The following is a 23538-nucleotide window of genomic DNA, read 5'->3' as shown; positions in this document are numbered from 1 at the left end:
CCCGATCGAGAGCCCTTCGAGATGACCGAGGTATCGGTGATCAGCAGCGCCGAGTTCGACGCGCTGATGGCCGCGCAGCAGGCGCCCGACCAGACCAGCGAAGTGGCGCAGCCGACGGCACCGGAGATCACGCCCGACGCACCCGAGGTCAGCAGCGAGGCCGATCCCGAGATCGAACAGCCGGACCCGTCGCAGGCAGTGACCCCGCAGGACGATGCGGCGCCGGAGGTTGCCGAGCAGGAGGCGCTGCCGCCCGAGGCCGAGGTCAGCGAACAGGCGCCCGAGCTGCCCGAACCGCCCTCCGACATCGCCGTGCTGGTGCCGGAGATCGCCCCGCGCCCGGTGCCCAAACCGGCGCCGCGCGTCGCACCCGAGCCGGTGGCGCAGCCCGATCCGGAAGTGACCCCCGACCCCGTGGAGGAACCGGCGGCCGCCCCCGAGCCCGAAGGTGAAACGATTGTCGAGCCCAAGGAGGCGACAGCCCCCGAAGAGGCGACCACCGAGATCGTGACTGAGGCCACCCAAGCCCCCAGGGCCGCACCAAACCAATCCCCCCGGCCGCCCGCGCGTCGTCCGGCCCCCGCGCCGCAGGTCGCGGAGGTGAAGGAACCGGTCGAGAAGCCAAAGCCACAGCCCGTCGAGAAACCCGCTGAAAAGCCTGTCGAGGAACCGGCAAAGCCGAGCGAGGATGTCGATGCGGCGGCGATTGCCGCAGCCGTGGCGGCAGCGCAGGGCGGCAGCGAGGCGCCAGCAGCCGCGGAGCCCGGCGGGCCACCGCTTTCCGCCGGGGAGAAGGAATCGCTGCGCGTCGCCGTGTCGAGCTGCTGGAACGTCGGTTCGCTCTCCTCCGAGGCGCTGCAGACCACCGTCGTGGTCAGCGTCGCGATGAACCAGGACGGCACGCCGATCACCGGTACGATCCGGCTCGAGGGCAGTTCCGGCGGCTCTGACGGGGCGGCCAGACAGGCTTTCGAGGCGGCGCGCCGTGCGATCATCCGTTGCGGGGCCAAGGGATATTCCCTGCCGATCGACAAATACGGCGAATGGCAGAATATCGAGATGACCTTCAATCCAGAGCGGATGCGGGTGAAGTGAGACTTCTGGCTCCGGCCCCGGCTCGGTGCCCACGCGGCGCGGGTTTTGGCAGAAACATGCCGGTTGCGCCGCCTTCGCCCTTGCCGCAGCCCGCGCGCCCTTTAGGTTGGCAGAAAAGCGCGGAAAGCCGCCCGGTCGGGGCAGATCGGCCGAAGCAGGTAAAATCCCGTGCGGATCGGTGCAGCAGCACCGGCAAGGCGAGGCAGTGATATGACATTCAATCCCGAAAGGTTGCGGAGCAAATGAGTCTACGGTTTCTGAGCATCTGTCTGGCGCTGATCGGCGCGCTGGTCGGTACCGCGCAAGCCCAGCAGGGGCCCCTGCGTATCGAGATTACCGAAGGGGTGATCGAACCCTTGCCCTTCGCCGTACCGAGCTTTCAGCCCGAAAGCGGCGAGGCCGGGCAGTTGGCGGTTGATATCGCGCGGGTGGTCTCGGAGGACCTGACCGGCACGGGATTGTTCCGCGAAGTGCCCGCCAGCGCCTTTATCTCGACGGTGAGCGATTTCAACGCGCCGGTGCAATATGCAGATTGGAAGGCAATCAACGCCCAGGCGCTGATCACCGGGGCGGTCAATGTCTCGGGCAATACACTCAACGTGAAATTCCGCCTCTACGATGTCTTTTCGGGGGCCGAGCTCGGCGACGGGCTGCAATTCTCCGGGACGGCGGATGGCTGGCGGCGCATGGCGCACAAGGTGGCCGACGCGGTCTATAGCCGGATCACCGGGGAGGGCGCCTATTTCGACAGCCGGGTAGTTTTCGTCTCCGAAACCGGGGCCAAGGACGAGCGTCAGAAACGGCTGGCGATCATGGATTACGACGGCGCCAACCTGAAATACCTGACCGATGCCGGGTCCATCGTGCTGGCGCCGCGGTTCTCGCCGAGTGGGGATCGCGTCCTCTATACCAGCTATGAAAGCGGCTTCCCGCGGATCTACGTGCTCGACATCGGCAGCGTCTCGCGCCGGGGGCTGGAGAGTGCCGAAGGCACGATGAGCTTCGCGCCGCGTTTCTCGCCCTCGGGGCAGACCGTCGTCTATTCGCTGACCACCGGAGGCAATACCGATATCTACACGATGGATATCAACAGCGGCCAATCGGTGCGGCTGACAAATACCCCGGCGATCGAGACCGCGCCGAGCTATTCCCCCGACGGCAGCCAAATCGTCTTCGAAAGCGACCGCTCCGGCACCCAGCAGCTCTATATCATGCCCGCCACCGGGGGCGAGGCGACGCGGATCTCCTTCGGTGAAGGGCGCTACGGCACGCCGGTATGGTCCCCGCGCGGCGATCTCATCGCTTTCACCAAGCAGAACAAGGGCCGGTTCCACATCGGCGTGATGCGCACGGATGGTTCGGAAGAACGCCTTCTGACCGCCTCCTTCCTCGATGAGGGGCCGACCTGGGCGCCCAATGGCCGGGTGATCATGTTCGCGCGCGAGACGCAGGGCGCGGGCGGTTCCTCCTCGCTCTATTCGGTGGACATTTCCGGGCGCAACCTGCGGCCAGTGCGCACGCCGCAGGGCGCCTCGGACCCGTCCTGGTCGCCCTTGCAAAAGTAGCGCTACGGCAGGCGTCAGCACATTTCCCATGGCCGGGCTGATATGATAGACATCGGCCAAACAACGAGAAACGCCATTGAAGAGGGCAGTTAACATGAAGTCCATTCTGACCAGCACGATCCTGATTGCCACGCTGGCCTTGTCGGCCTGTACCAACCCCGACCGTTTCGGCAGCGGCGGCGCGGCGGGCGGTGCCGGGGCCGGTGCAGGCACCGGGGTGAACAGCGGTGTCATCCCGGGCAGCGCCAACGATCCGACCTCGACCGCCTATTTCCAGCAGGCGATCGGCGACCGTGTTCTTTTCGAGAACGACCAGTCGAGCCTGACCGCGGTGGGCCAGGCAACGCTGGACGGGCAGGCGCAGTGGCTGATGACCAATGCCGATTACCAGGCGGTGATCGAGGGCCATGCGGATGAAAAGGGCACGCGCGAATACAACCTTGCGCTCGGCGCCCGCCGGGCCAATGCAGCGCGCGAATACCTCATTTCCAAGGGCGTCGCCCCGTCGCGTCTGCGCGTGGTGAGCTACGGCAAGGAACGCCCGATCGAGATCTGCTCCGTTGAGGCCTGCTATGCCAAGAACCGCCGCGCCGTGACGGTGCTTGCGGGCGGCCTCACAAGCTAGTCTGAGAGAGGGTGAATAACATGCGATTTGTTTTGGCTGTGACCCTGGGGTTGATCCTGTCACCCGGCTTTGCGATGGCGCAGGATGCGCAGACCCTGGCCGATGTGCGTCAGGAACTGACGATCCTCAACGTCGAGATGCAGAAACTGCGGCGTGAGCTCTCGACCTCGGGCGGCGCGTCGGTGGCGGTCACCGGCTCCTCCGTGCTCGAGCGGGTCAATTCCATGGAAAGCGAATTGCAGCGTTTGACCTCGAAGACCGAAGAGCTGGAAAACCGGGTCAACCGGGTGGTGTCCGATGGCACCAACCGGATCGGCGATCTGGAATTCCGGCTGGTCGAGCTGGAAGGCGGCGATGTCGGCGCTCTCGGGGAGACATCGACCCTCGGCGGCGGCGAGATCGAACCCTCCGGCGGCGCGGCGTTGCCCGCGGCATCTCCGCAGCCGAGCGATCCGGCGGCGGCGACCGCCACGCCGAGCGCCCCCGCCACCCCGATCGATTCCTCTGAACTGGCCGTCAACGAGGAGGCCGATTTCAAGCGGGCGCAGGAGGCGCTCGCATCCAGTGACTTTCGCAGCGCCGCGGACCTCTTTGAGACCTTCAACGAGACCTATCCGGGCGGCCCGCTAGCCGCGGAGGCGGAGCTGCGGCGCGGTGAGGCGCTGAACGGTCTGGGAGATTCGCGGGAGGCGGCACGCGCCTTTCTCGCCAGTTTCAGCACCGACCCGGTCGGACCGGTTGCGCCACAGGCGCTGTTCCACCTCGGTCAGGCACTCGGCACGCTGGGCCAGATCCAGGAGGCCTGCGTCACGCTGTCTGAGGTCGCGATCCGCTTTCCCGGCAATCCGGCGGTCGCCGAAGCCGAGGCCGAGCGGCGCGCATTGAATTGCTCCTGATTTTGTACCGCTAGAATGGAGGGGGAGGGGCTGATCAGGCGGTTGACCGGGAAGGTCAGCGATGCGCTGTTGCCCCATCCTCCCGAGCGGATCGGGGTAGCGGTATCGGGCGGCGGCGACTCCATGGCGCTGCTGCAGCTCCTGCATCGGTTCTGCGCCACGCAGGTCTGCACGCTGTTTGCGGTCACCGTCGATCACGGGCTGCGTGCCGGGGCGGTCGAGGAAGCCGCGCTGGTGGCGCGTCACTGTGCGGACCTCGGCATCGAACACGATATCCTGAAATGGCACGGCTGGGACGGCAGCGGCAATCTTCAGAACGCGGCGCGCACGGCGCGCTATGGGCTGATGGTGGACTGGGCAAGGACGCGTGGGCTTGACCATGTGGCGCTCGGCCACACGGCTGACGATCAGGCCGAGACATTGCTGATGCGTCTGGCGCGGCGGGCCGGGGTCGACGGGCTTTCCGGCATGGCGCCGCGACGGCTTCATGACGGGATCACCTGGCTGCGCCCCCTGCTTGGCGTCAGCCGTGCCGAGCTGCGCGAATATCTGCGGAGCGAGGGGGTCGTCTGGGTCGAGGATCCAAGCAACGAGGACGAAAGGTTCGAACGTATCCGGGCACGCCAGACGCTTGCGGCGCTGGCACCGCTGGGGATCGACGCAGAGGGGCTGTCCGCCGTCGCGGCCAATCTGTCGCAGGCGCGACGGGCGCTCGACTGGCAGACCTTCCTCGCCGCACGCGACATGGCCGAGATCCACGCCGGTGCCGTGGTGTTCGACCGCCGCAGACTGCTGATTCTGCCTGACGAAATCCAGCGCCGACTGCTGATCGGTGCGCTGAACTGGATCAGCGGCGCACCCTATCCGCCCCGACGCGGCGCCGTCAGCGGCATGATCAAGGCCTTGCAAAAGGGTCAGGCCGGCACGGTCGACGGCTGTCATGCACGGCCGAACCAAGGCAGGATCTGGGTATTTCGCGAATATGACAAGGTGCGCGACAGCCGCGCCGCGCTGGACACGCCGTGGGACGGGCGCTGGAAACTGCGTCCCCCTGCCGATGTTCCACAGAATGAGACGCTGCACGTTGGCCCTCTCGGCGGCGCCGGTCTCACCCAATGCCCGGATTGGCGCGCCACCGGGCGGCCCCATGCGGTCCTGCTCTCGACCCCGGCCATCTGGCAGGGAGACGCGCTGATTGCCGCGCCCCTTGCCGGAATGGGCGGAAACTGGCAGGCTGAACTCCTTGATGGGGCAGAAGGTTTCTTCACCGCCCTATTATCGCATTGAACATGGCCACATGATCTCTATCTTAGAGTGGTGGTCGGATTATGTTGGTGCGGCCCCCCGAATTTAGGAGAGTTTCCTTGGGCAATGTTCGCAACCTCGCCTTTTGGGTCGTATTGATGCTGTTGATTCTGGCGCTGTTCAACCTGTTCAGCGGCTCCGACGGCGCCATGCAAAATCGCGAGATCAGCTATTCCGAATTTGTTTCCGCCGTGAAGGGGGGCGACGTGCGCAACGTGACGCTCGACGGCGAGCAGGTGCGGTTCCGCCGTTCCGACGGCAGCGATTATATCGCGATCAAGCCGGAAGATGCCGAGATCACGACGCTGCTGATCGACAACAATATCCCGGTGCGCGCCGAACAGCAGGCGCAATCGGGGTTCCAGACCTTCCTGATGTCGCTGCTGCCGGTGCTTCTGCTGATCGGTGTCTGGATATATTTCATGAATCGCATGCAGGGCGGCGGCAAGGGCGGCGCCATGGGCTTCGGCAAATCCAAGGCCAAGATGCTGACCGAGAAACATGGCCGGGTGACCTTTGATGACGTCGCGGGCATCGACGAGGCCAAGGAAGAGCTCGAGGAGATTGTCGAATTTCTCCGCAATCCGCAGAAATTCTCCCGTCTCGGCGGCAAGATCCCCAAGGGCGCGCTGCTGGTCGGCCCTCCGGGCACCGGTAAGACGCTCCTGGCCCGTGCCATCGCCGGCGAGGCGGGCGTGCCGTTCTTCACCATCTCCGGTTCCGATTTCGTCGAGATGTTCGTCGGCGTCGGCGCGAGCCGGGTGCGTGACATGTTCGAACAGGCCAAGAAGAACGCCCCCTGTATCGTCTTCATCGACGAGATCGACGCGGTCGGCCGCCATCGTGGTGCCGGTTACGGCGGCGGCAATGACGAGCGCGAACAGACGCTGAACCAGCTTCTGGTCGAGATGGACGGTTTTGAGAGCAACGAAGGCGTGATCATCCTTGCCGCCACCAACCGGCGCGACGTGCTCGACCCGGCGCTGCTGCGTCCCGGTCGTTTCGACCGTCAGGTCACGGTGCCCAATCCCGACATCAAGGGCCGCGAGAAGATCCTGCACGTGCATGCCCGCAAGACGCCGCTCGGCCCGGATGTCGATCTGCGCATCATCGCCCGTGGCACCCCTGGTTTCTCTGGCGCGGATCTCGCCAATCTGGTGAACGAGGCCGCGTTGATGGCGGCACGCGTCGGGCGGCGTTTCGTGACGATGATCGATTTCGAACAGGCCAAGGACAAGGTGATGATGGGCCCGGAGCGCCGTTCGATGGTGATGACCGCCGAGCAGAAGGAGATGACCGCCTATCACGAGGCCGGTCACGCGCTCGTCGGCATGACGCTGCCGAAATGCGACCCGGTCTACAAGGCGACGATCATCCCGCGCGGCGGGGCGCTCGGCATGGTCATGAGCCTGCCGGAAATGGACCGGCTCAACATGTTCAAGGACGAATGCCATCAGCGCCTCGCCATGGCGATGGCCGGCAAGGCGGCGGAGATCCACAAATACGGGGCCGATGCTGTCTCCAACGGTCCGGCAGGCGATATCCAGCAGGCTTCCGCGCTGGCGCGGGCCATGGTGCTGCGCTGGGGCATGTCCGACAAGGTCGGCAATATCGACTATTCGGAAGCCGCCGAGGGCTATCAGGGTAATACCGCCGGTTTTTCGGTCTCGGCCAATACCAAGGAGCTGGTCGAGGAAGAGGTGCGCCGCTTCATCCAGGATGGCTATGACCGCGCGATGGAGATCATCACCGAGAAGGAAGTCGAATTCGAGCGCCTGGCACAGGGCCTGCTGGAGTACGAGACGCTGACCGGGGACGAGATCAAGCGGGTGCTGAAAGGCCTGCCGCCCTCCGAACATCCCGATGACGACATGCCCGATCAGGGCAGCGCGCCGAGCGTCACGGCGATCCCCAAGGCCAAGGGCAAGAAGTCGCCGCCCTCCGGCGGGCTGGAGCCGGAACCCTCGACCTGACAATCTCGCGACCGCACAGAGATACAGGCCCCGCCACGCGCGGGGCCTTTTCTTTGCCGCCACGCTGCGCCAGTCTTCGCGCAACGACAGGAGACGATATGCCCGCCCTCAAACCCAGCGAGTATTCCGCCCGCATCACCTGGCTCGGAGTGGCCGGCGACAGCAGCCGGGATCTGCGGGCCGAGCGCCGCGCCCAGATCTTCGCCAGCTATGCCGGGTTCGAAGGCGATTGCCATGCCGGGCTGACCAGGGCGTCCTGCGTTCGCGTGACGGCGCAGCATCTCAAGGGAACCGAGATCCGCAACACCAGGCAATTGTCGATCCTCTCGGTCGAGGAATTGGCCCAGATCGCCGCCGCGATGGAACTCGCGCATCTCGACCCCGGCGCGCTCGGCGCCTCGATCGTGCTCGAAGGTATTCCCGATTTCAGCCATGTGCCCCCCTCGTCGCGGCTGCAGGCCCCGTCCGGTGCCAGCCTGGTCATCGACATGGAAAACCGCCCCTGTGTGCTGCCCGGTCGTGTCATCGAGGAGCGCCATCCCGGCCATGGCCCGCGTTTCAAATCCGCGGCCCGGGGGCGGCGCGGGGTCACGGCCTGGGTGGAGCGCGAGGGTATTCTGCAGCTCGGCGACCGGCTCCGCCTGCATCTGCCGGACCAGCCCGTCTGGGCGCCGGTTTGAGCGACAAAGGTTTCCCAAAGGAAACCCCGTCCCCCGTGGCCGCCGCATCATGCAGCCTGAATGTCGGAAATGCGCCCCTTGCCGGGCCGCATGCCCCTGTATGCAGAAACGGCTTCAGGCCACCAGTCACAGGGGAACAACATGGCTTTCAAGACCGACATTCAGATTGCGCGCGAGGCGCAGAAGCGGCCGATCCAGGAGATTGGTGAGAAGCTCGGGATCTCCAGCGACGATCTTCTGCCCTATGGGCATGACAAGGCGAAGGTGAGCCAGACGTTCATCGACGGCGTGCAGGAGCGCAAGGACGGCAAGCTGATCCTGGTCACGGCGATCAACCCGACCCCGGCGGGCGAGGGCAAGACCACGACCACGGTGGGTCTCGGCGACGGTCTGAACCGGATCGGCAAGAAGGCCGCGGTCTGCATCCGCGAGGCCTCGCTCGGGCCGAACTTCGGCATGAAGGGCGGCGCCGCGGGCGGGGGCTATGCGCAGGTCGTGCCGATGGAGGAGATGAACCTCCATTTCACTGGCGATTTCCACGCCATCACCTCGGCGCATAACCTGCTCAGCGCGATGATCGACAACCACATCTACTGGGGCAACGAGCTCGAGATCGACACCCGCCGGGTGGTCTGGCGCCGGGTGCTCGACATGAACGACCGCGCCCTGCGCAACATCACCGCCAGCCTCGGCGGCGTCTCCAACGGTTTCCCGCGCGAGGCCGGGTTCGACATCACCGTGGCTTCCGAAGTCATGGCGATCCTCTGTCTGGCCAAGGATCTGGCGGATCTGGAGAAGCGCCTGGGCGACATGATCGTGGCCTATCGCCGCGACCGCAGCCCGGTCTTTGCCCGCGACATCAAGGCCGACGGCGCGATGACCGTGCTGTTGAAGGACGCGATGCAGCCCAACCTGGTGCAGACGCTGGAAAACAACCCGGCCTTCGTGCATGGCGGCCCGTTCGCCAATATCGCGCATGGCTGCAACTCGGTGATCGCCACCACCACGGCGCTGAAACTGGCCGATTACGTGGTCACCGAAGCCGGTTTCGGGGCCGATCTCGGCGCCGAGAAATTCATGAACATCAAGTGCCGCAAGGCCGGGCTGCACCCTTCGGTGGTGGTCGTGGTCGCCACGGTGCGGGCGATGAAGATGAACGGCGGCGTCGCCAAGGCCGATCTGGGCACCGAGAATGTCGATGCGGTCAAGAAGGGCTGTGCCAACCTCGGCCGCCACATCGAGAACGTCAAATCCTTCGGCGTGCCGGTGGTGGTGGCGATCAACCATTTCGTCACCGACACCGATGCCGAGGTCGACGCGGTCAAGGCCTATGTCAAGGAACAGGGTTCCGAGGCGATCCTGAGCCGTCACTGGGAGCTGGGCTCGGAAGGCTCGGCGGAACTCGCCACCCGCGTGGCCGAGATCGCCGATCACGACCAGGCCAATTTCGCGCCGCTCTACGGCGATGACATGCCGCTGTTCCAGAAGATCGAGGCGGTGGCCAAGCGCATCTACCGCGCCGACGAGGTGCTGGCGGACCAGAAGATCCGCAACCAGCTCAAGGATTGGGAGGCCCAGGGCTATGGCAACCTGCCGGTCTGCATGGCCAAGACCCAGTACAGCTTCACCACCGACCCCGAGCGGCGCGGCGCGCCGACCGGCTTCTCGGTGCCGGTGCGCGAAGTGCGTCTGAGCGCGGGTGCCGGGTTCGTGGTGGTGATCTGCGGTGAGATCATGACCATGCCGGGCCTGCCGCGGGTGCCCTCGGCCGAGAACATCCGCCTCAACGAGGAAGGCGACGTCGAAGGCCTGTTCTGAAGCACGGGGGTGGGTTTTACCCAGCCTACGGGGGCGGGGCGGGATGATCCCGCCCGCCCCGACACGACACGAGATCAACGGGCGCCGACCCGCTCCGCGCGCAAAGAGGAAAGTGACATGACAGCGACAATCATCGACGGCAAGGCATTCGCGGCCAAGGTGCGTGGCCAGGTGGCGGAACACGTGACGCGCCTGAAGGAGCAGCACAACATCACGCCAGGCCTCGCCGTGGTGCTGGTCGGCGAGGACCCGGCCTCCGAGGTCTATGTCCGCTCGAAGGGCAAGATGACCGTCGAGGTGGGCATGAAATCGGTCGAGCACAAGCTCGATGCGGAGACCGGCCAGGGCGACCTGCTGGCGCTGATCGAACAGCTCAACAACGACCCGGAGATCCACGGCATCCTGGTGCAGCTGCCGCTGCCCAAACATCTCGACGAGGACCTGGTGATCAATTCGATCGACCCGGCCAAGGATGTCGACGGCTTCCACATTTCCAACGTCGGCCTGCTCGGCACCGGGCAGAAATCGATGGTGCCCTGCACGCCGCTGGGCTGCCTGATGATGCTGCGCGAACATCACGGCTCGCTCTCGGGGCTTGACGCGGTGGTGGTGGGCCGTTCCAACATCGTCGGCAAGCCGATGGCGCAGCTGCTGCTCGGCGACAGCTGCACCGTCACCATCGCCCATTCCCGCACCAAGGACCTGCCCGAGGTGGTGCGCCGCGCCGATATCGTGGTGGCGGCGGTCGGCCGCCCCGAGATGGTGCCGGGCGACTGGATCAAGCCGGGGGCGACAGTGATCGACGTCGGCATCAACCGCATCGAGCGCGACGGCAAGAACAAGCTCGTCGGGGATGCCGATTACGCCAGCTGCGCCGAAGTCGCGGGCGCCATCACCCCGGTCCCCGGCGGCGTCGGCCCGATGACCATCGCCTGCCTGCTGGCCAACACCCTCACCGCCTGCTGCCGCGCCAACGGGCTCGAAGAGCCCGAAGGCCTGACGGCGTGAAGGACAGGGTGATGCGCGATCATCGCCTGATCGACGGCAAGGTGGTGCGGGCCCGCATCCTCGACGAGGCCAAGGCCTATGTCGAGGCGGCGGGCGGCTCGAACCGGATTGGCCGACTGGTATCGGTCAGCATCGGCGATAATCCGGAAGTCGCGGTCTATGTGCGCAACCAGGCACGCGGCGCGGTGGCGGCGGGCATCCGATTTGACCAGCAGCTCTGGAGCGCCGACGTCACCCAGGAGGAATGCAAGCAGCGCATCGCGGCGATGAATGACGATCCCAACGTGCTTGGCGTGATCCTGCAGCGCCCGGTGCCCGAGCATATCCATGTGCGCTCGCTGCAATCGGCGATCCATCCGCTCAAGGACGTGGAGGGGATGAACCCGTCCTCGATCGGCAATATCGTCTATTCGGATGTAGCGTTGGCGCCCTGTACCGCCGCCGCCTCGGTCGAGTTGATCAAGGAAACCGGGCTCGAGCTCAAGGGGCTCGAGATCGTGATGATCGGCCATTCCGAGATCGTCGGCAAGCCGGCGGCGATGATGCTGATGGCCGAGGGTGCAACGGTGACGGTCTGCCATCACATGACCCGCTCGGTGGCTATGCATTCGCGCCGTGCCGATGTGGTGGTGGTGGCCGTCGGCAAGGCGCATCTGATCGGGCCGGAGATGATCAAGCCGGGTGCGGCGGTGATCGACATCGGCATCAACCAGATCACCGATGCGGATGGCGAAACGCGGATTGTCGGCGATGTCGATACCGACGCGGTCAAGGAAGTGGCGGGCTGGATCACCCCGGTGCCCGGTGGCGTCGGGCCGGTGACGGTGGCGATCCTGATGCGCAACGCCACGGTGGCACATCAGCGGCAGAAGGCGGCGGGCTGGATCTCCTAGAGCCCGAGATAGCCGATCCCGCAGAACACCAGCGCCGCGGCGGCCCATTGCCGCGCGCGCATCGGCTCGCGCAGGATCGCCCAGGCCAGCAGCACGGTCAGCATTCCGAAGAGCGAGGCGGCCACGGCGGCGAATTCGGGCCGCGGCAGGTTGCCTGAATAGGTAACGAGGCCGATGGCGAGCGCGTCGAGCAACCCCATCAGCGCCAGCACGGGCAGGGCCGACCGCACCGGCAGGGCGCGGTGGCGCATTCCCCAGACGAGCAGCGCGATCAGCAGCGTCGCGGCGATCCGGCTGGTCAGGGTCACCGGCAGGTCGGCGCCGCGCTGCGCGGCGATCTGGGCGGTGGCGAAGGTCGCGGCAAAGCCGAGCGCGGCGAGCAGCGAATAGGCGATGGCACGGGATTTCCCGGCCTGACCCGCTCCCGGCTCCGAAAGCAGCGCCACCAGCCCGACGCCGAGCACGATGGCGATCACCGCAAGCCATTGGCCGATGCCGATCTCGACCCCCGAATACATGGCCCAGAGCGTCGAGAGCAGCGGAAAGGCCCCGATGATCGGCGAGACGAGCCGCACCGGGCCGATCTCGAACGCCGCATAGAGGCTGAGCGCGGCGAGCCCGTAGAGCAGGCCGGACACACCGCTCATCCGGTAGGCCGGGATATTCATCGCGCCCCAGTCTCCGGCGAGCACGGCAACCGGCAGCAGGAACAGCGCGCCGAAGACGAAGACGCAGAGCAGCGCGGGCAGGATGGCGATATGCTGACTGATCCGGCGCACGCTGAGATCATGCAGCGCCCAGCAGATGGCGGCGCAGAGGCCGAGGATCAGCGACATTGGAGTCTCCACGCAAGGGGCACTGACGGTATTCTTGCAGAGAAAAAAGTTTTCCTCAAGCAGGAGGATTTGCTATCATACCATTACAGGGAGATGCGACGGACGGTTCCGGGAATGGAGGCGAGATGAAGCAGAGCATGTTGGAGGAGATCGGCGGCGAGGAGGTTCTGCGCAAGCTGGTCGATGATTTCTACGACCTGATCGAAACGATGCCCGAGGGCGAGCAGATCAAGAAACTGCATCTGCGCGGACACGGGCTCGACCATGTGCGGCTTGAGCAATTCAACTTCCTGTCGGGATTCCTCGGCGGGCGGCGCTATTACGAAGAGAAATTCGGCCATATGAACGTCAGGCAGATGCATGAACATGTGCCGATTTCGCAGCAGGATGCCGAGGATTGGCTGACCTGCATGGACGCGGCCCTAACGATGAACGGTCTTGAAGGGGCCAAGGTCGAGCGGCTGCGCGCCGTGTTCCGGCGCGTTGCCCTGATGCTGGTCAACGATCTCGGTGCCTGGGGCATGCCCGCTGCCGCTCAGGGCAGCAGCAGCACCTGAACATCCGCGACATTGGTGCCGGTGGCGCCGGTGATCAGCAGGTCGTCCCCTGTTGCCAGCGCGGCGTTGCTGTCGTTATTGGCCAGTAACATTTCGGGGTCGGCCGCGGCCATCCGTGCCGCGCTGCCGCCATCGACAATGCCGCCGGCCGCATCGGTCGGGCCGTCGCGCCCGTCGGTGCCGCCGGAGAGGAAGACCCAGCCTTCGGGCAGATCCGCGCCCTCTAACGCCACGCGCAGGGCCAGTTCCTGATTGCGCCCGCCGCGGCCGGTGCCGGTGATCTGCACGGTGGTTTCGCCGCCGAAGATCAGCGCCGTGGGCCCGGATCTGCGACAGTTTCTCGCGGCGTCGATGATCGTTGCCGCCGCGTCCTTCACGTCGCCGGTGAGCCGGTCGCTGACGATCTCTCCGTGCCAGTCGCTTGGCAGCGCCGCGAACATCGCGTCGAGCGATTGGCGGTTGCTGCCAACCAGATGGTTCTTGCCCTCGGGCGGCGCGGGACGCGTGTCCGGGCTTTGCAGGAGGGCTTGAACTTCATCCGGTATCCTGTTGAAAATGCGATGCTCTTTCAGCAGCGCTACCACGTCTTCACGGCTGCCGAGCGGCGCGACGGTCGGGCCGCTGGCAATGGCGCGCAGGTCGTCGCCGATCACGTCGGAGAGGATCAGCGCGGTGACCGGGGCCGGAGCGGCATGGCGCAACAGCCCGCCGCCCTTGATCTCGGAAAGTTGCTGGCGGACCATGTTCATCGCCACGATGTCGAGCCCGCTGTCGAGCAATACCTGACTGACCGCCTGCTTGTCGGCAAGGGTCAGCGGCGCGATCGGGGCTGGAACCAGCGCCGAACCGCCGCCGGATATCAGTGCCAGCACGCGGTCATACTTCGTGGTCTCGCCGAGCAGGGACAGAATCCGCCGCGCGGCATCGAAACCGGCCTGATCGGGGACCGGATGACCGGCGGTGAGGATCGTGGCCCCTGCCACGTCCTGCCTGTTTTCGTGATGCGTCACGCCGAGCGCGACAACCGGGCTCGGCAGATGCGCGAGCGCTTCGCGCAGCATCGCCGGGGCGGCCTTGCCGATGGCGAGCACCAGATATTTCCCGCCAGCCGGGAGAGGGGCTGGCGGGGTTGCCGTCAGGTGCCGCCGCACTGCCAGGGCAGGGTCGGCGGCCTCCACGGCGGCTGCGAACAGCTGGCGCGCGAGGGTGCGCATGTCAGCCGTATTGCTCATTCACCGGCGATCTGCTTGGCCTTTTCCACCAGCACTTCGGCCTGGCGGATGGAGGCGTAGTCGATCAGGCGGCCGTCGAGCGAAACGGCGCCCTTGCCTGCGGCTTCGGCCTCGGCCATTGCCTTGAGAATCCGCTGCGCGCGGGTGACTTCCTCCTCGGAGGGGCTCATCACCTCGTTGGCCAGCGCGATCTGGCTCGGATGGATCGCCCATTTGCCTTCGCAACCGATCACCGCGGCGCGGTAGGCGGCAGCCTTGTAGCCCTCGGGATCGGAGAAATCGCCGAACGGGCCGTCGATCGGGCGCAGCCCGTTGGCGCGCGCCGCGACCACCATGCGCGAGATCGCGTAATGCCACATGTCGCCCCAATGGGTCTCGCGGTTGCCGCTGCCATCCGGGTCGGTCAGCACCGAGTAATTCTCGTTCACACCGCCGATCACGGTCGTGCGGGCGCGGGTGGAGGCGGCGTAATCGGCGACGCCGAAATGCAGGCTCTCGTTGCGCTTGGAGGCGGCGGCGATCTCGTGCACGTTCTGCATGCCGAGCGCGGTTTCGATGATATGTTCGAAACCGATGCGCTTGCGCCAGCCCATGGCGTCCTCGATCTGGGTGACCATCATGTCGATCGCATAGACGTCAGCGGCGGTGCCGACCTTCGGGATCATGATCAGGTCGAGCCGCTCGCCGGCCTGTTCGACGATGTCGACGACATCGCGGTACATGTAATGGGTGTCGAGCCCGTTGATCCGAATCGACATGGATTTGTTGCCCCAGTCGATCTCGTTGAGCGCCTTGATGATGTTCTTGCGCGCCTGCGGTTTCTCGTCGGGTGCGACCGCGTCCTCAAGGTCGAGGAAGATCACATCGACATCGGATTCCGCTGCCTTCTCAAACATTTGCGGCTGGCTGCCGGGCACGGCGAGTTCGCTGCGATTGAGGCGGGCGGGGGCCTGATCTACGGGGTGGAATGACATGTTCGCTGCTCCTTTGGCGGGCGTGGGTCTGGATGCCTTTATGCAAGGAGGAAAATATCTTTCCTGTCAAGAAATAATATTTCGCGCCTGCCGGGGGCGGTTTTCAGCTCTTGTCGCGTTCCTTGGCGGCGCGTTCGGCGGGCAGGCGGCTCGAATAGTAGAACGCGATGGCCTGGGCGCGGTTGCGGACCGAGAGCTTCTCGAACAGGTTCGACAGGTGGAACTTCACCGTGTTGATCGAGATCCCGAGTTCCTTCGACAGCTCGCGATTCGTCAATCCCTTCGACAGCGCTTCGAGCATCGCCCGTTCGCGCCGCGACAGGGCATGGATCGGATCCTGCTGCAATTCGCGCACATCGAGGAACGGGAAAACCATCTTGCCCGCCGCCACCGCGATGCAGGTGTCGAGCAGCGACTCGACCGGACCGTTGCGGGCGACGAACCCGGCCGCCCCCGCGCCCATCGCGCCGCGATGCGCATCGCTTTTCTCGTCGGCATAGACCACCAGCCGGGGCGCCCGCTCGTGTTCGCGCAGCACTTCGAGCAGCCGCGCACCGCCCAGCACCGGCAGGTTCCAGTCGATCACCCCGACCTGAACCGGCACCCGCATGACGGTCCCGAGGAAGCCCTCGGCAGTGGCGGTGGTGGCGACGAGAGAGAATCGCCTGTCGCGCTCGAAATAGGCGGACATCGCCGAGAGCACGAGCGGATTGCTGTCGGCCAGCATGATCTTGATCGGATCGTCGGGAGGCTTAACCATCTGTTTCTAAGTCCTTTATCGCAATAAACTACCCAAGTTTACGGGGTCTGGAACGGTATACATCGGTATCCTTACACCTATGGGTAGGTATTTCCCCACCCAATTAGATACCCAAAAGCAGCATTAAGGGATATTGCGCGTTTTGTCGAGGCAAGCTTTCCTGTGATTAACCGAGGATTAACTGACAGGAAACAAACTTGCCATGACCGACACCCAGATCTTCCCGCAGCTCGAAATTCCCCAGACCATCGCCGCCGGTCCCGGGCCGGGCAATACCGACCCCCGCGTGCTGCAGCGCTTCGCCGCCGCCGGGGTGGCCGACCACATGCAGCCCGACGTGCTGCGCGGCATGGTCGAGGCAAAGCAGATGCTTCGCGAGGTCATGGGCACGAAGAACGTCCATACCTACGGCGTCGCGGGTACCGGCTGGAGCGGTCTCGACGTGATGTTCAACGCGGTGATGCCGGGCGACAAGGTCGTCGTCTTCAACAACGGCACCTTCTCGGGCATCGACGGGCTGACCGTGCGGATGAAGGCGGCCACCGCCGAAGAGCTGGCCGCCAGCCCTCTCGATCCGAAACCGGCCTCGGTCACCATCATCGACGTGCCGCACGGCACTTCCGTCAGCGGCGAGATGGTCGAAAGGGCGCTGGCCGAGCACAAGCCGAAATGGGCCGCGATGGCGCATTGGGAAACCGGCTCGGGCCGGATCAACGACATCCGCGGCTTCTCGGATGCCTGCGAGAAGCACGGCGCAATGGGGCTGGTCGACGCGGTCTCCTCGCTCGGCGTCGAAGATTTCAAGATCGACGATTTCCCCGGCGTGCACGGCTGGGCCTCCTGCCCGCAGAAGGGCATCTGCTGCCTGCCGCTGACCTATGCGCCGGTCTCCTTCACCGACACCTATATCGCCGAGCTCAAGAAAACCGGCTGCCGCAGCTTCGTACATCATCCGATCCTGGAGGCCCGGCACTGGGGCATCATCGAGGGCAAGGATGTGGAGAAGGGCACCTATCACCGCACCCACAGCGCCTATGCCGTCGCCGCATTCCACGAGGCGCTGCGCATCACCCTGCAGCAGAGCGTTGCCCAGCGGGCCAAGGATTACGCCTTCCACGAGGCGGCGCTGCGCGAAGCGGTCACCGCCATGGGCTGCAAGGTCACCTCGAACATGACCTCGCTCGTCGTGCTCAACCTGCCCGACAGCCTGGCGGGCCGCGAGATGGAGCTGGTGCAGAATTGCCGCGCCGAGGGTTTCGGCATCTGGCCGACCCTGTCCGAGCCGGTTCAGGTCCGGATCGGCATCCTCAACCTGCTCACCCCCGCGGCGATCTCCGACATCGTGACCCGGTTCGGCGAGGCGATGCGCAAGCTCGGCGCCGAGGTCGACATGGCCGCGGTCAGCGACGGTCTCGACAAGCATTACAAGGCCAGCATGGCGGCCGAATAAGAAACGCATCAGGAAGGACAGAAAATGGATATCCACGAATATCAGGCCAAGGAAGTTCTCAGTAACTTCGGCGTGGCAGTGCCCCAGGGGGCGCTCGCCTACAGCCCCGAACAGGCGGCCTACCGGGCGCGCGAAATGGGCGGGGAGCGCTGGGTGGTCAAGGCCCAGGTCCATGCCGGGGGGCGCGGCAAGGCGGGCGGCGTCAAGGTCTGCGACAGCGATGTCGAGATCCAGGAGGCCACCGAGGACATGTTCGGCCGCAAGCTGGTGACGCATCAGACCGGCCCCGAGGGCAAGGGGATCTATCGCGTCTATGTCGAGGCGGCAGTGCCGATCGACCGCGAGATCTACCTCGGTTTCGTGCTCGACCGCTCCAGCCAGCGGGTGATGATCGTGGCCTCCGCCGAGGGCGGCATGGAAATCGAGGACATTTCCGCCGAGCGTCCCGACAGCATCGTGCGCGCCACCGTCGAACCGGCGGTCGGGTTGCAGGAATTCCAGTGCCGCGAGATCGCCTTCAAACTGGGGATCGAGGCGGGCATGGTGCAGCAGATGGTGCGCACCCTGCAGGGCTGTTTCCGCGCCTTCACCGAGCTTGACGCGACCATGGTGGAGATCAACCCGCTGGTGATCACCGGCGACAACCGGATCATGGCGCTCGACGCCAAGATGACCTTCGACGACAACGCCCTGTTCCGGCATCCGCAGATCTCCGAGCTGCGCGACAAGTCCCAGGAAGACCCGCGCGAGAGCCGCGCGGCGGACCGTGGCCTGTCCTATGTCGGCCTTGACGGAAACATCGGCTGCATCGTCAACGGCGCGGGTCTCGCGATGGCGACGATGGACACGATCAAGCTGGCCGGCGGCGAGCCTGCCAACTTCCTCGATATCGGCGGCGGCGCAACGCCCGAGCGGGTGGCCAAGGCCTTCCGCCTGGTGATGTCGGACAGCAAGGTCGAAGCGATCCTGGTCAATATCTTCGCGGGCATCAACCGCTGTGACTGGGTGGCCGAGGGCGTCGTTCAGGCGCTGCGCGAAGTGCAGGTCGACGTGCCGGTCATCGTGCGCCTCGCGGGCACCAATGTCGAAGAGGGGCAGAAGATCCTGGCCGAAAGCGGTCTGCCGCTGATCCGCGCCACGACCCTGATGGAAGCCGCCGAGCGCGCCGTGGGCGCCTGGCAGAGCGATCTCAACCAAAGCACCAAAGTGAGGGCTGTCTGATGAGCATTTTTCTGGATCGCGACACGAAAGTCATCGTGCAGGGGATCACGGGCAAGATGGCCCGGTTCCACACCAAGGACATGATCGAATACGGCACCAATGTCGTCGGCGGCGTGGTGCCCGGCAAAGGCGGCGAGACGGTCGAGGGCGTGCCGGTGTTCAACACCGTCAAGGAAGCGGTCGAGGCAACCGGCGCCGAGGCGACACTGGTCTTCGTGCCGCCTCCCTCCGCGGCGGACAGCATCATGGAAGCCGCCGATGCGGGCATCCGCTATTGCGTCTGCATCACCGACGGTATCCCGGCGCAGGACATGATCCGCGTGAAGCGTTACATGTACCGCTATCCCAAGGAGCGCCGCATGGTGCTGACCGGCCCGAACTGCGCCGGCACGATCAGCCCCGGCAAGGCGCTGCTCGGCATCATGCCCGGCCATATCTACCTGCAGGGCAATGTCGGCATCATCGGCCGTTCCGGCACGCTCGGCTATGAAGCGGCGGCCCAGCTCAAGGAACGCGGCCTCGGGGTCTCGACCTCGGTGGGCATCGGCGGCGACCCGATCAACGGTTCCTCGTTCAAGGATATCCTGGAGCAGTTCGAGGCCGATCCCGACACCCATGTGATCTGCATGATCGGCGAGATCGGCGGGCCGCAGGAGGCCGAGGCCGCGGATTACATCCGCGATCACGTCACCAAGCCGGTGGTCGCCTATGTCGCGGGTCTGACCGCGCCGAAGGGCCGGACCATGGGCCATGCCGGGGCAATCATCTCCGCCTTCGGCGAAAGCGCCAGCGAGAAGGTCGAGATCCTCACCGCGGCCGGCGTGACGGTCGCGGAAAACCCCGCAGTGATTGGCGAGACCATCGCCAACGTCATGCAATAGGAGGCAAGGTCATGGTGAAACCCAAGGTTCTGGTCACCCGGCGCTGGCCGGCAGCTGTGGAAGCACAGCTGTCGGAGAGCTTCGACACGGTGCTCAACACCACCGACAAGCCGCTCTGCGCGGCGGATTTCAAGGCGGCCCTGTCCTCCTATGATGCGGTGCTGCCGACGGTCACCGACGTGATCGGCGCCCCGGCGCTGGAGCTCGAGCGGGCGCAGACCAAGATCATCGCCAATTACGGTGTCGGCTACAGCCACATCGATATCGGCGCGGTCAATCATCTGGGCATCACCGTGACCAACACCCCCGATGTGCTGAGCGAATGCACCGCGGATCTGGCGATGACGCTGCTCTTGATGGCGGCGCGCCGGGCCGGGGAAGGCGAGCGGGAAATCCGCGAAGGCCGCTGGACCGGCTGGCGTCCGACCCATCTGGTGGGGACCAAGGTCTCCGGCAAGACGCTGGGGATCGTCGGCTACGGGCGGATCGGACAGGAAATGGCGCGCCGTGCGCATCACGGTTTCGGCATGAAGATCCTCGTGCAGAACCGCAGCAAGGTCGCGCCCGAGGTGCTGGCTGAATGCAATGCCACGCAGGTCGAGAATATCGAGGCGCTGTTGCCGGAATGCGATTTCGTCTCGCTGCATTGTCCGGGCGGCGCCGAGAACCGTCACCTGATCAATGCGCAGCGGCTCAACCTGATGCGCCCCGGCGCCTTCCTGATCAACACCGCCCGCGGCGAGGTGATCGACGAGCTGGCGCTCTCGCAGGCGCTGTGGTTCGAGACCATCGGCGGTGCCGCGCTCGACGTATTCGACGGCGAGCCGCGGATCAATCCGGCGCTGCTGGACTGTGACCGTCTGGTGATGCTGCCGCATCTGGGCAGTGCCACCCGCGAGGCCCGCGAAGCCATGGGCTTCCGGGTGATCGACAATCTCCGTGATTTCTTCGAAGGGCGCGAACCGCGCGACAGGGTGAATTGATGGAACAACGCGCGCCTCTTGTTGACCCCAACTTCGCCGATCCGGCGAAGGATCCTTATGCCGACCGTCTGCGCGCCGAGGTCTTTGGCCTTTGGCAGAATGTCATCACGAGGCGCGCGCCCGCTGTCCTGCCATTGCTGACCGGGGTCGAGGGCCAGCTGCCCGAGGGCCGCGACCTGATTTCCTATCTGCAGGCGCTGAACATCTGGTTCCAGCTGCTCAAGATCGTCGAGGAAAACGCCGCGATGCGGGGGCGTCGGCAGGACGAGACCGAAGAGGGCCCGACCGCCGTGGAGGGCAGTTTCGCCAAGGCACTGGCGGATTCCGGCGATGTCTCGCTGGAGGATTTCCGTGCCGCCGCGCATCGTCTCTCGGTCGGCCCGACCCTGACCGCACATCCCACCGAGGCCAAGCGCGTAACCGTGCTGGAAATTCACCGGCGGATCTATCGCGGGCTGGTCAACCTGGAAACCCAGCGCTGGACCCCGCGCGAGCGCCGCGAGCTGTTGCTCGATCTGGAAAGCGAGATCGACCTCTTGTGGCTCACCGGCGAGCTGCGGCTCGAACGGCCCTCGCCCGAGGACGAGATCGAATGGGGACTGCAATTCTTCCGCGACGCGCTGTTCGACGCGGTGCCGGAGCTCTTCGAGAAATTCCACGCAGCGGCGCAGAGCCGCTTCGGTGTGGAGGACGATTCCACCCCCTGCGTGCAGTTCCATTCCTGGATCGGCGGCGACCGTGACGGCAATCCCAATGTCACAATCAAGACCACCCGCACCGCGCTGGAGCGCAACCGCGCGGCGATCCTGGACCGCTATGCCGGGGCGCTGACCGTCGCGGCCCAGCAGATCAGCGTCAGCGCCGCCATCGCGCGGCCGGACGAGGAAACGCTGGCCGTGCTCAATGAGGTGATCGCCGCCAGCCCGGCCGAGGGCAGCGAGGCACGGCGCAATCCCGGCGAACATTTCCGCCAGGCGCTGAGCGCCATGCGCCGCCGGATCGAGGCGACGCGTACGGACGGTGCCCATGCCTATCCGCATGTCACGTCCTTCATCGCCGATCTGCGCCGGGTCGAGGCGGCAATGGCCGCGATCGGCGCCGACCGTCTCGCCGCCCGTCACCTGCGCCCGATCCGCTGGCAGGCCGAGGTTTTCGGTTTCCGCACCGTGACGCTCGACGTGCGCCAGAATTCCTCCGTCACCACGCGGGTGATCGGCGAGATCTGGGCGCAGCGCGGCGAGGCGCCGGAATATGGCACGCCGGATTGGTCCGCCCTGCTGCGCCGCCAGCTTTCCCGCCCCGATCTGGTCGCCGTGGATCGCGACAGGCTCAGCGAGGAAGGGCAGGAGCTGCTAAATCTGCTCGGCCTGATGCGCGAGGCGCAGCTGGGGCGTGATCCGAGCGCCATGGGGCCGTTCATCCTGTCGATGACCCGCTCCTGCGATGACCTGCTCGGGATCTTCCTGCTGGCGCGACATGCCGGGTTCGGCGCCGAGAAGCTCGACCTCAGGGTGGTGCCGCTGTTCGAGACCATCGAAGACCTGCGCGCCGCGCCGCAGATCCTCGACACGCTGCTCAACGTGCCGCTGGCCAAGCGCAGCCTCGGCGGCGGCGAGGGGCTGATCGAAGTGATGCTGGGCTATTCGGACAGCAACAAGGACGGCGGTTTCGTCTGCTCGACCTGGGAGCTGGAAAAGGCGCAGCGCAATATCTCGCGCTGTCTGGAGGCGCATGATTGCCGCCCGGTGTTCTTCCACGGGCGCGGCGGCTCAGTCAGCCGCGGCGGCGCCCCGACCGAACGCGCCATCGCGGCGCAGCCAAAGGGCACGATCCACGGCCGGTTGCGCACCACCGAACAGGGCGAGGTCGTCTCCTCCAAATTCGCCAACCGCGGCACCGCGCAGCACCAGCTCGAGCTGCTCGCCTCCTCGGTGCTGGCACGCTCGCTCAACAAGGTCGTGCCCGACATAAGGCCCGATTTCCACGACGCGCTCGAAGCGCTGTCAGGCATGTCGCAGACCGCCTACAGCACCTTGCTGCACCAGCCGGGTTTCATCGATTACTTCCAGCAGGCCAGCCCGGTCGAAGAGCTGGCGATGCTGAAGATGGGTTCGCGCCCGGCCCGCCGTTTCGGGGCCTCGAGCCTCGATGACCTGCGCGCGATCCCCTGGGTCTTCGCCTGGTCGCAGAACCGCCACCTGATCACCGGCTGGTACGGTTTCGGCTCGGCGATCGCCTCGTTCCGGCGCTTCCGCAAGGGCGAGGGCGACGCGCTGCTCCAGAAGATGTTCGCGGAATCGCCGCTGTTCCGGCTGATCGTGGACGAGGTCGAGAAATCGTTGTTCCATACCGATATGGACGTGGCGGGGCGCTATGCGACGCTGGTTACCGATGCCCAGGCGCGGGCGACGATCTTCGGGATGATCGAACGGGAATACATGGCCAGCTGCCTCGGCCTGCGCGCGATCACCGGGTCGGAACAGATCGGCGCGCGCTTCCCCAAGATGAAGTCGCGTTTCGCGCGGGTTCAGAGCGAACTTCACCGCGTCCATGACGTGCAGATCGCGCTCTTGCGCGAGATCCGCGCCAAGCCCGAAAAGCCCGGCAACGTGCCGCTGATGCAATCGATGAACTGCGTGGCCGCCGCCCTCGGCTGGACCGGCTGACCTATTTCCCAGGAGACCCAAATGAACGCCCCCCAGAAATTCCCCGACTTCTTCACCGCCACCTTGGCCGCCACCGACCCGGATATCGCCGCCGCCGTCACCAACGAGCTCGGCCGCCAG

20 protein-coding genes are annotated in these 23538 nt (G+C 65.6%); 16 read left to right on the top strand and 4 right to left on the bottom strand.

What is annotated here, in order from left to right; translation table 11 throughout:
- Positions 1 to 21: 21 nt before the first annotated feature.
- The 10 genes from ACFSUD_RS00100 to ACFSUD_RS00055 all read left to right on the top strand — a co-directional run bounded on the left by ACFSUD_RS00100 (position 22) and on the right by ACFSUD_RS00055 (position 11858).
- The gene (locus ACFSUD_RS00100) at positions 22 to 1095 is read left to right on the top strand and encodes an energy transducer TonB (protein WP_386370124.1); all 1074 of its coding nucleotides are present in this window, start codon (positions 22 to 24) and stop codon (positions 1093 to 1095) included.
- Between the two features lie 242 nt (positions 1096 to 1337).
- The gene (gene tolB / locus ACFSUD_RS00095; protein WP_386370122.1) at positions 1338 to 2660 is read left to right on the top strand and encodes a Tol-Pal system beta propeller repeat protein TolB; all 1323 of its coding nucleotides are present in this window, start codon (positions 1338 to 1340) and stop codon (positions 2658 to 2660) included.
- A 94-nt stretch (positions 2661 to 2754) separates the two neighbouring features.
- Complete coding sequence (pal, locus tag ACFSUD_RS00090) at positions 2755 to 3285, top strand: peptidoglycan-associated lipoprotein Pal (protein WP_386370119.1); 531 nt, start codon at positions 2755 to 2757, stop codon at positions 3283 to 3285.
- Positions 3286 to 3305: 20 nt separating this feature from the next.
- The gene (gene ybgF / locus ACFSUD_RS00085) at positions 3306 to 4181 is read left to right on the top strand and encodes a tol-pal system protein YbgF (RefSeq protein WP_386370116.1); all 876 of its coding nucleotides are present in this window, start codon (positions 3306 to 3308) and stop codon (positions 4179 to 4181) included.
- A gap of 42 nt (positions 4182 to 4223) precedes the next feature.
- The gene (gene tilS / locus ACFSUD_RS00080; RefSeq protein ID WP_386370114.1) at positions 4224 to 5468 is read left to right on the top strand and encodes a tRNA lysidine(34) synthetase TilS; all 1245 of its coding nucleotides are present in this window, start codon (positions 4224 to 4226) and stop codon (positions 5466 to 5468) included.
- 77 nt (positions 5469 to 5545) lie between these two features.
- The gene (gene ftsH / locus ACFSUD_RS00075; RefSeq protein WP_386370112.1) at positions 5546 to 7459 is read left to right on the top strand and encodes an ATP-dependent zinc metalloprotease FtsH; all 1914 of its coding nucleotides are present in this window, start codon (positions 5546 to 5548) and stop codon (positions 7457 to 7459) included.
- 98 nt (positions 7460 to 7557) lie between these two features.
- Positions 7558 to 8139, top strand: a complete 582-nt coding sequence (locus ACFSUD_RS00070) for an MOSC domain-containing protein (protein ID WP_386370110.1) — start codon at positions 7558 to 7560, stop codon at positions 8137 to 8139.
- A 141-nt stretch (positions 8140 to 8280) separates the two neighbouring features.
- The gene (locus ACFSUD_RS00065) at positions 8281 to 9957 is read left to right on the top strand and encodes a formate--tetrahydrofolate ligase (RefSeq protein ID WP_386370108.1); all 1677 of its coding nucleotides are present in this window, start codon (positions 8281 to 8283) and stop codon (positions 9955 to 9957) included.
- 117 nt (positions 9958 to 10074) lie between these two features.
- On the top strand, positions 10075 to 10965 hold the full coding sequence (gene folD / locus ACFSUD_RS00060) for a bifunctional methylenetetrahydrofolate dehydrogenase/methenyltetrahydrofolate cyclohydrolase FolD (protein WP_386370106.1): 891 nt from the start codon (positions 10075 to 10077) through the stop codon (positions 10963 to 10965).
- 11 nt (positions 10966 to 10976) lie between these two features.
- Complete coding sequence (locus tag ACFSUD_RS00055) at positions 10977 to 11858, top strand: bifunctional 5,10-methylenetetrahydrofolate dehydrogenase/5,10-methenyltetrahydrofolate cyclohydrolase (protein WP_386370104.1); 882 nt, start codon at positions 10977 to 10979, stop codon at positions 11856 to 11858.
- On the opposite strand, the gene ACFSUD_RS00050 is transcribed toward ACFSUD_RS00055, so the two are convergent.
- Positions 11855 to 12694 (bottom strand): EamA family transporter, encoded by an 840-nt coding sequence (locus tag ACFSUD_RS00050; protein WP_386370101.1) that lies wholly within the window; start codon positions 12692 to 12694, stop codon positions 11855 to 11857. The two genes, ACFSUD_RS00055 and ACFSUD_RS00050, sit on opposite strands and share 4 nt — an antisense overlap.
- Positions 12695 to 12819: 125 nt before the next feature.
- On the opposite strand from ACFSUD_RS00050, the gene ACFSUD_RS00045 reads away from it, so the two are divergent.
- Positions 12820 to 13251, top strand: a complete 432-nt coding sequence (locus tag ACFSUD_RS00045; RefSeq protein ID WP_386370099.1) for a group II truncated hemoglobin — start codon at positions 12820 to 12822, stop codon at positions 13249 to 13251.
- Here ACFSUD_RS00045 and ACFSUD_RS00040 read toward each other — a convergent pair.
- The 3 genes from ACFSUD_RS00040 to ACFSUD_RS00030 all read right to left on the bottom strand — a co-directional run bounded on the left by ACFSUD_RS00040 (position 13230) and on the right by ACFSUD_RS00030 (position 16217).
- Positions 13230 to 14483 (bottom strand): glycerate kinase type-2 family protein, encoded by a 1254-nt coding sequence (locus ACFSUD_RS00040; RefSeq protein ID WP_386370096.1) that lies wholly within the window; start codon positions 14481 to 14483, stop codon positions 13230 to 13232. The genes ACFSUD_RS00045 and ACFSUD_RS00040 overlap by 22 nt on opposite strands.
- On the bottom strand, positions 14480 to 15457 hold the full coding sequence (locus ACFSUD_RS00035; RefSeq protein ID WP_386370094.1) for an HpcH/HpaI aldolase/citrate lyase family protein: 978 nt from the start codon (positions 15455 to 15457) through the stop codon (positions 14480 to 14482). Before ACFSUD_RS00035 ends, ACFSUD_RS00040 begins: the two co-directional genes overlap by 4 nt.
- Before the next feature lie 103 nt (positions 15458 to 15560).
- Complete coding sequence (locus ACFSUD_RS00030; RefSeq protein WP_386370091.1) at positions 15561 to 16217, bottom strand: response regulator transcription factor; 657 nt, start codon at positions 16215 to 16217, stop codon at positions 15561 to 15563.
- A gap of 202 nt (positions 16218 to 16419) precedes the next feature.
- Here ACFSUD_RS00030 and ACFSUD_RS00025 point away from each other — a divergent pair, with 202 nt between their 5' ends.
- From ACFSUD_RS00025 to ACFSUD_RS00005, 5 genes are read left to right on the top strand one after another with little or no spacing between them, the layout of a single operon-like run.
- On the top strand, positions 16420 to 17667 hold the full coding sequence (locus tag ACFSUD_RS00025; protein ID WP_386370089.1) for an aminotransferase: 1248 nt from the start codon (positions 16420 to 16422) through the stop codon (positions 17665 to 17667).
- Between the two features lie 24 nt (positions 17668 to 17691).
- Entirely contained in the window at positions 17692 to 18888 is a 1197-nt protein-coding gene (locus ACFSUD_RS00020; RefSeq protein ID WP_386370086.1) for a malate--CoA ligase subunit beta, read from the top strand.
- On the top strand, positions 18888 to 19769 hold the full coding sequence (sucD, locus tag ACFSUD_RS00015; RefSeq protein ID WP_386370084.1) for a succinate--CoA ligase subunit alpha: 882 nt from the start codon (positions 18888 to 18890) through the stop codon (positions 19767 to 19769). Before ACFSUD_RS00020 ends, sucD begins: the two co-directional genes overlap by 1 nt.
- A gap of 11 nt (positions 19770 to 19780) precedes the next feature.
- The gene (locus ACFSUD_RS00010) at positions 19781 to 20752 is read left to right on the top strand and encodes a 2-hydroxyacid dehydrogenase (RefSeq protein ID WP_386370081.1); all 972 of its coding nucleotides are present in this window, start codon (positions 19781 to 19783) and stop codon (positions 20750 to 20752) included.
- Positions 20752 to 23418: a phosphoenolpyruvate carboxylase gene (locus tag ACFSUD_RS00005; RefSeq protein WP_386370078.1), complete on the top strand. Its 2667-nt coding sequence runs from the start codon at positions 20752 to 20754 to the stop codon at positions 23416 to 23418. The genes ACFSUD_RS00010 and ACFSUD_RS00005 overlap by 1 nt, the downstream gene beginning before the upstream one ends.
- Positions 23419 to 23538 lie beyond the last annotated feature (120 nt).

This window comes from Sulfitobacter aestuarii (genome assembly GCF_042685005.1).
In the GTDB taxonomy this organism is placed as follows: Bacteria; Pseudomonadota; Alphaproteobacteria; order Rhodobacterales; family Rhodobacteraceae; genus Sulfitobacter; species Sulfitobacter aestuarii.
Note: the sequence above shows the minus strand (reverse complement) of the source record. Positions and strands in the feature narration are given on the sequence as shown.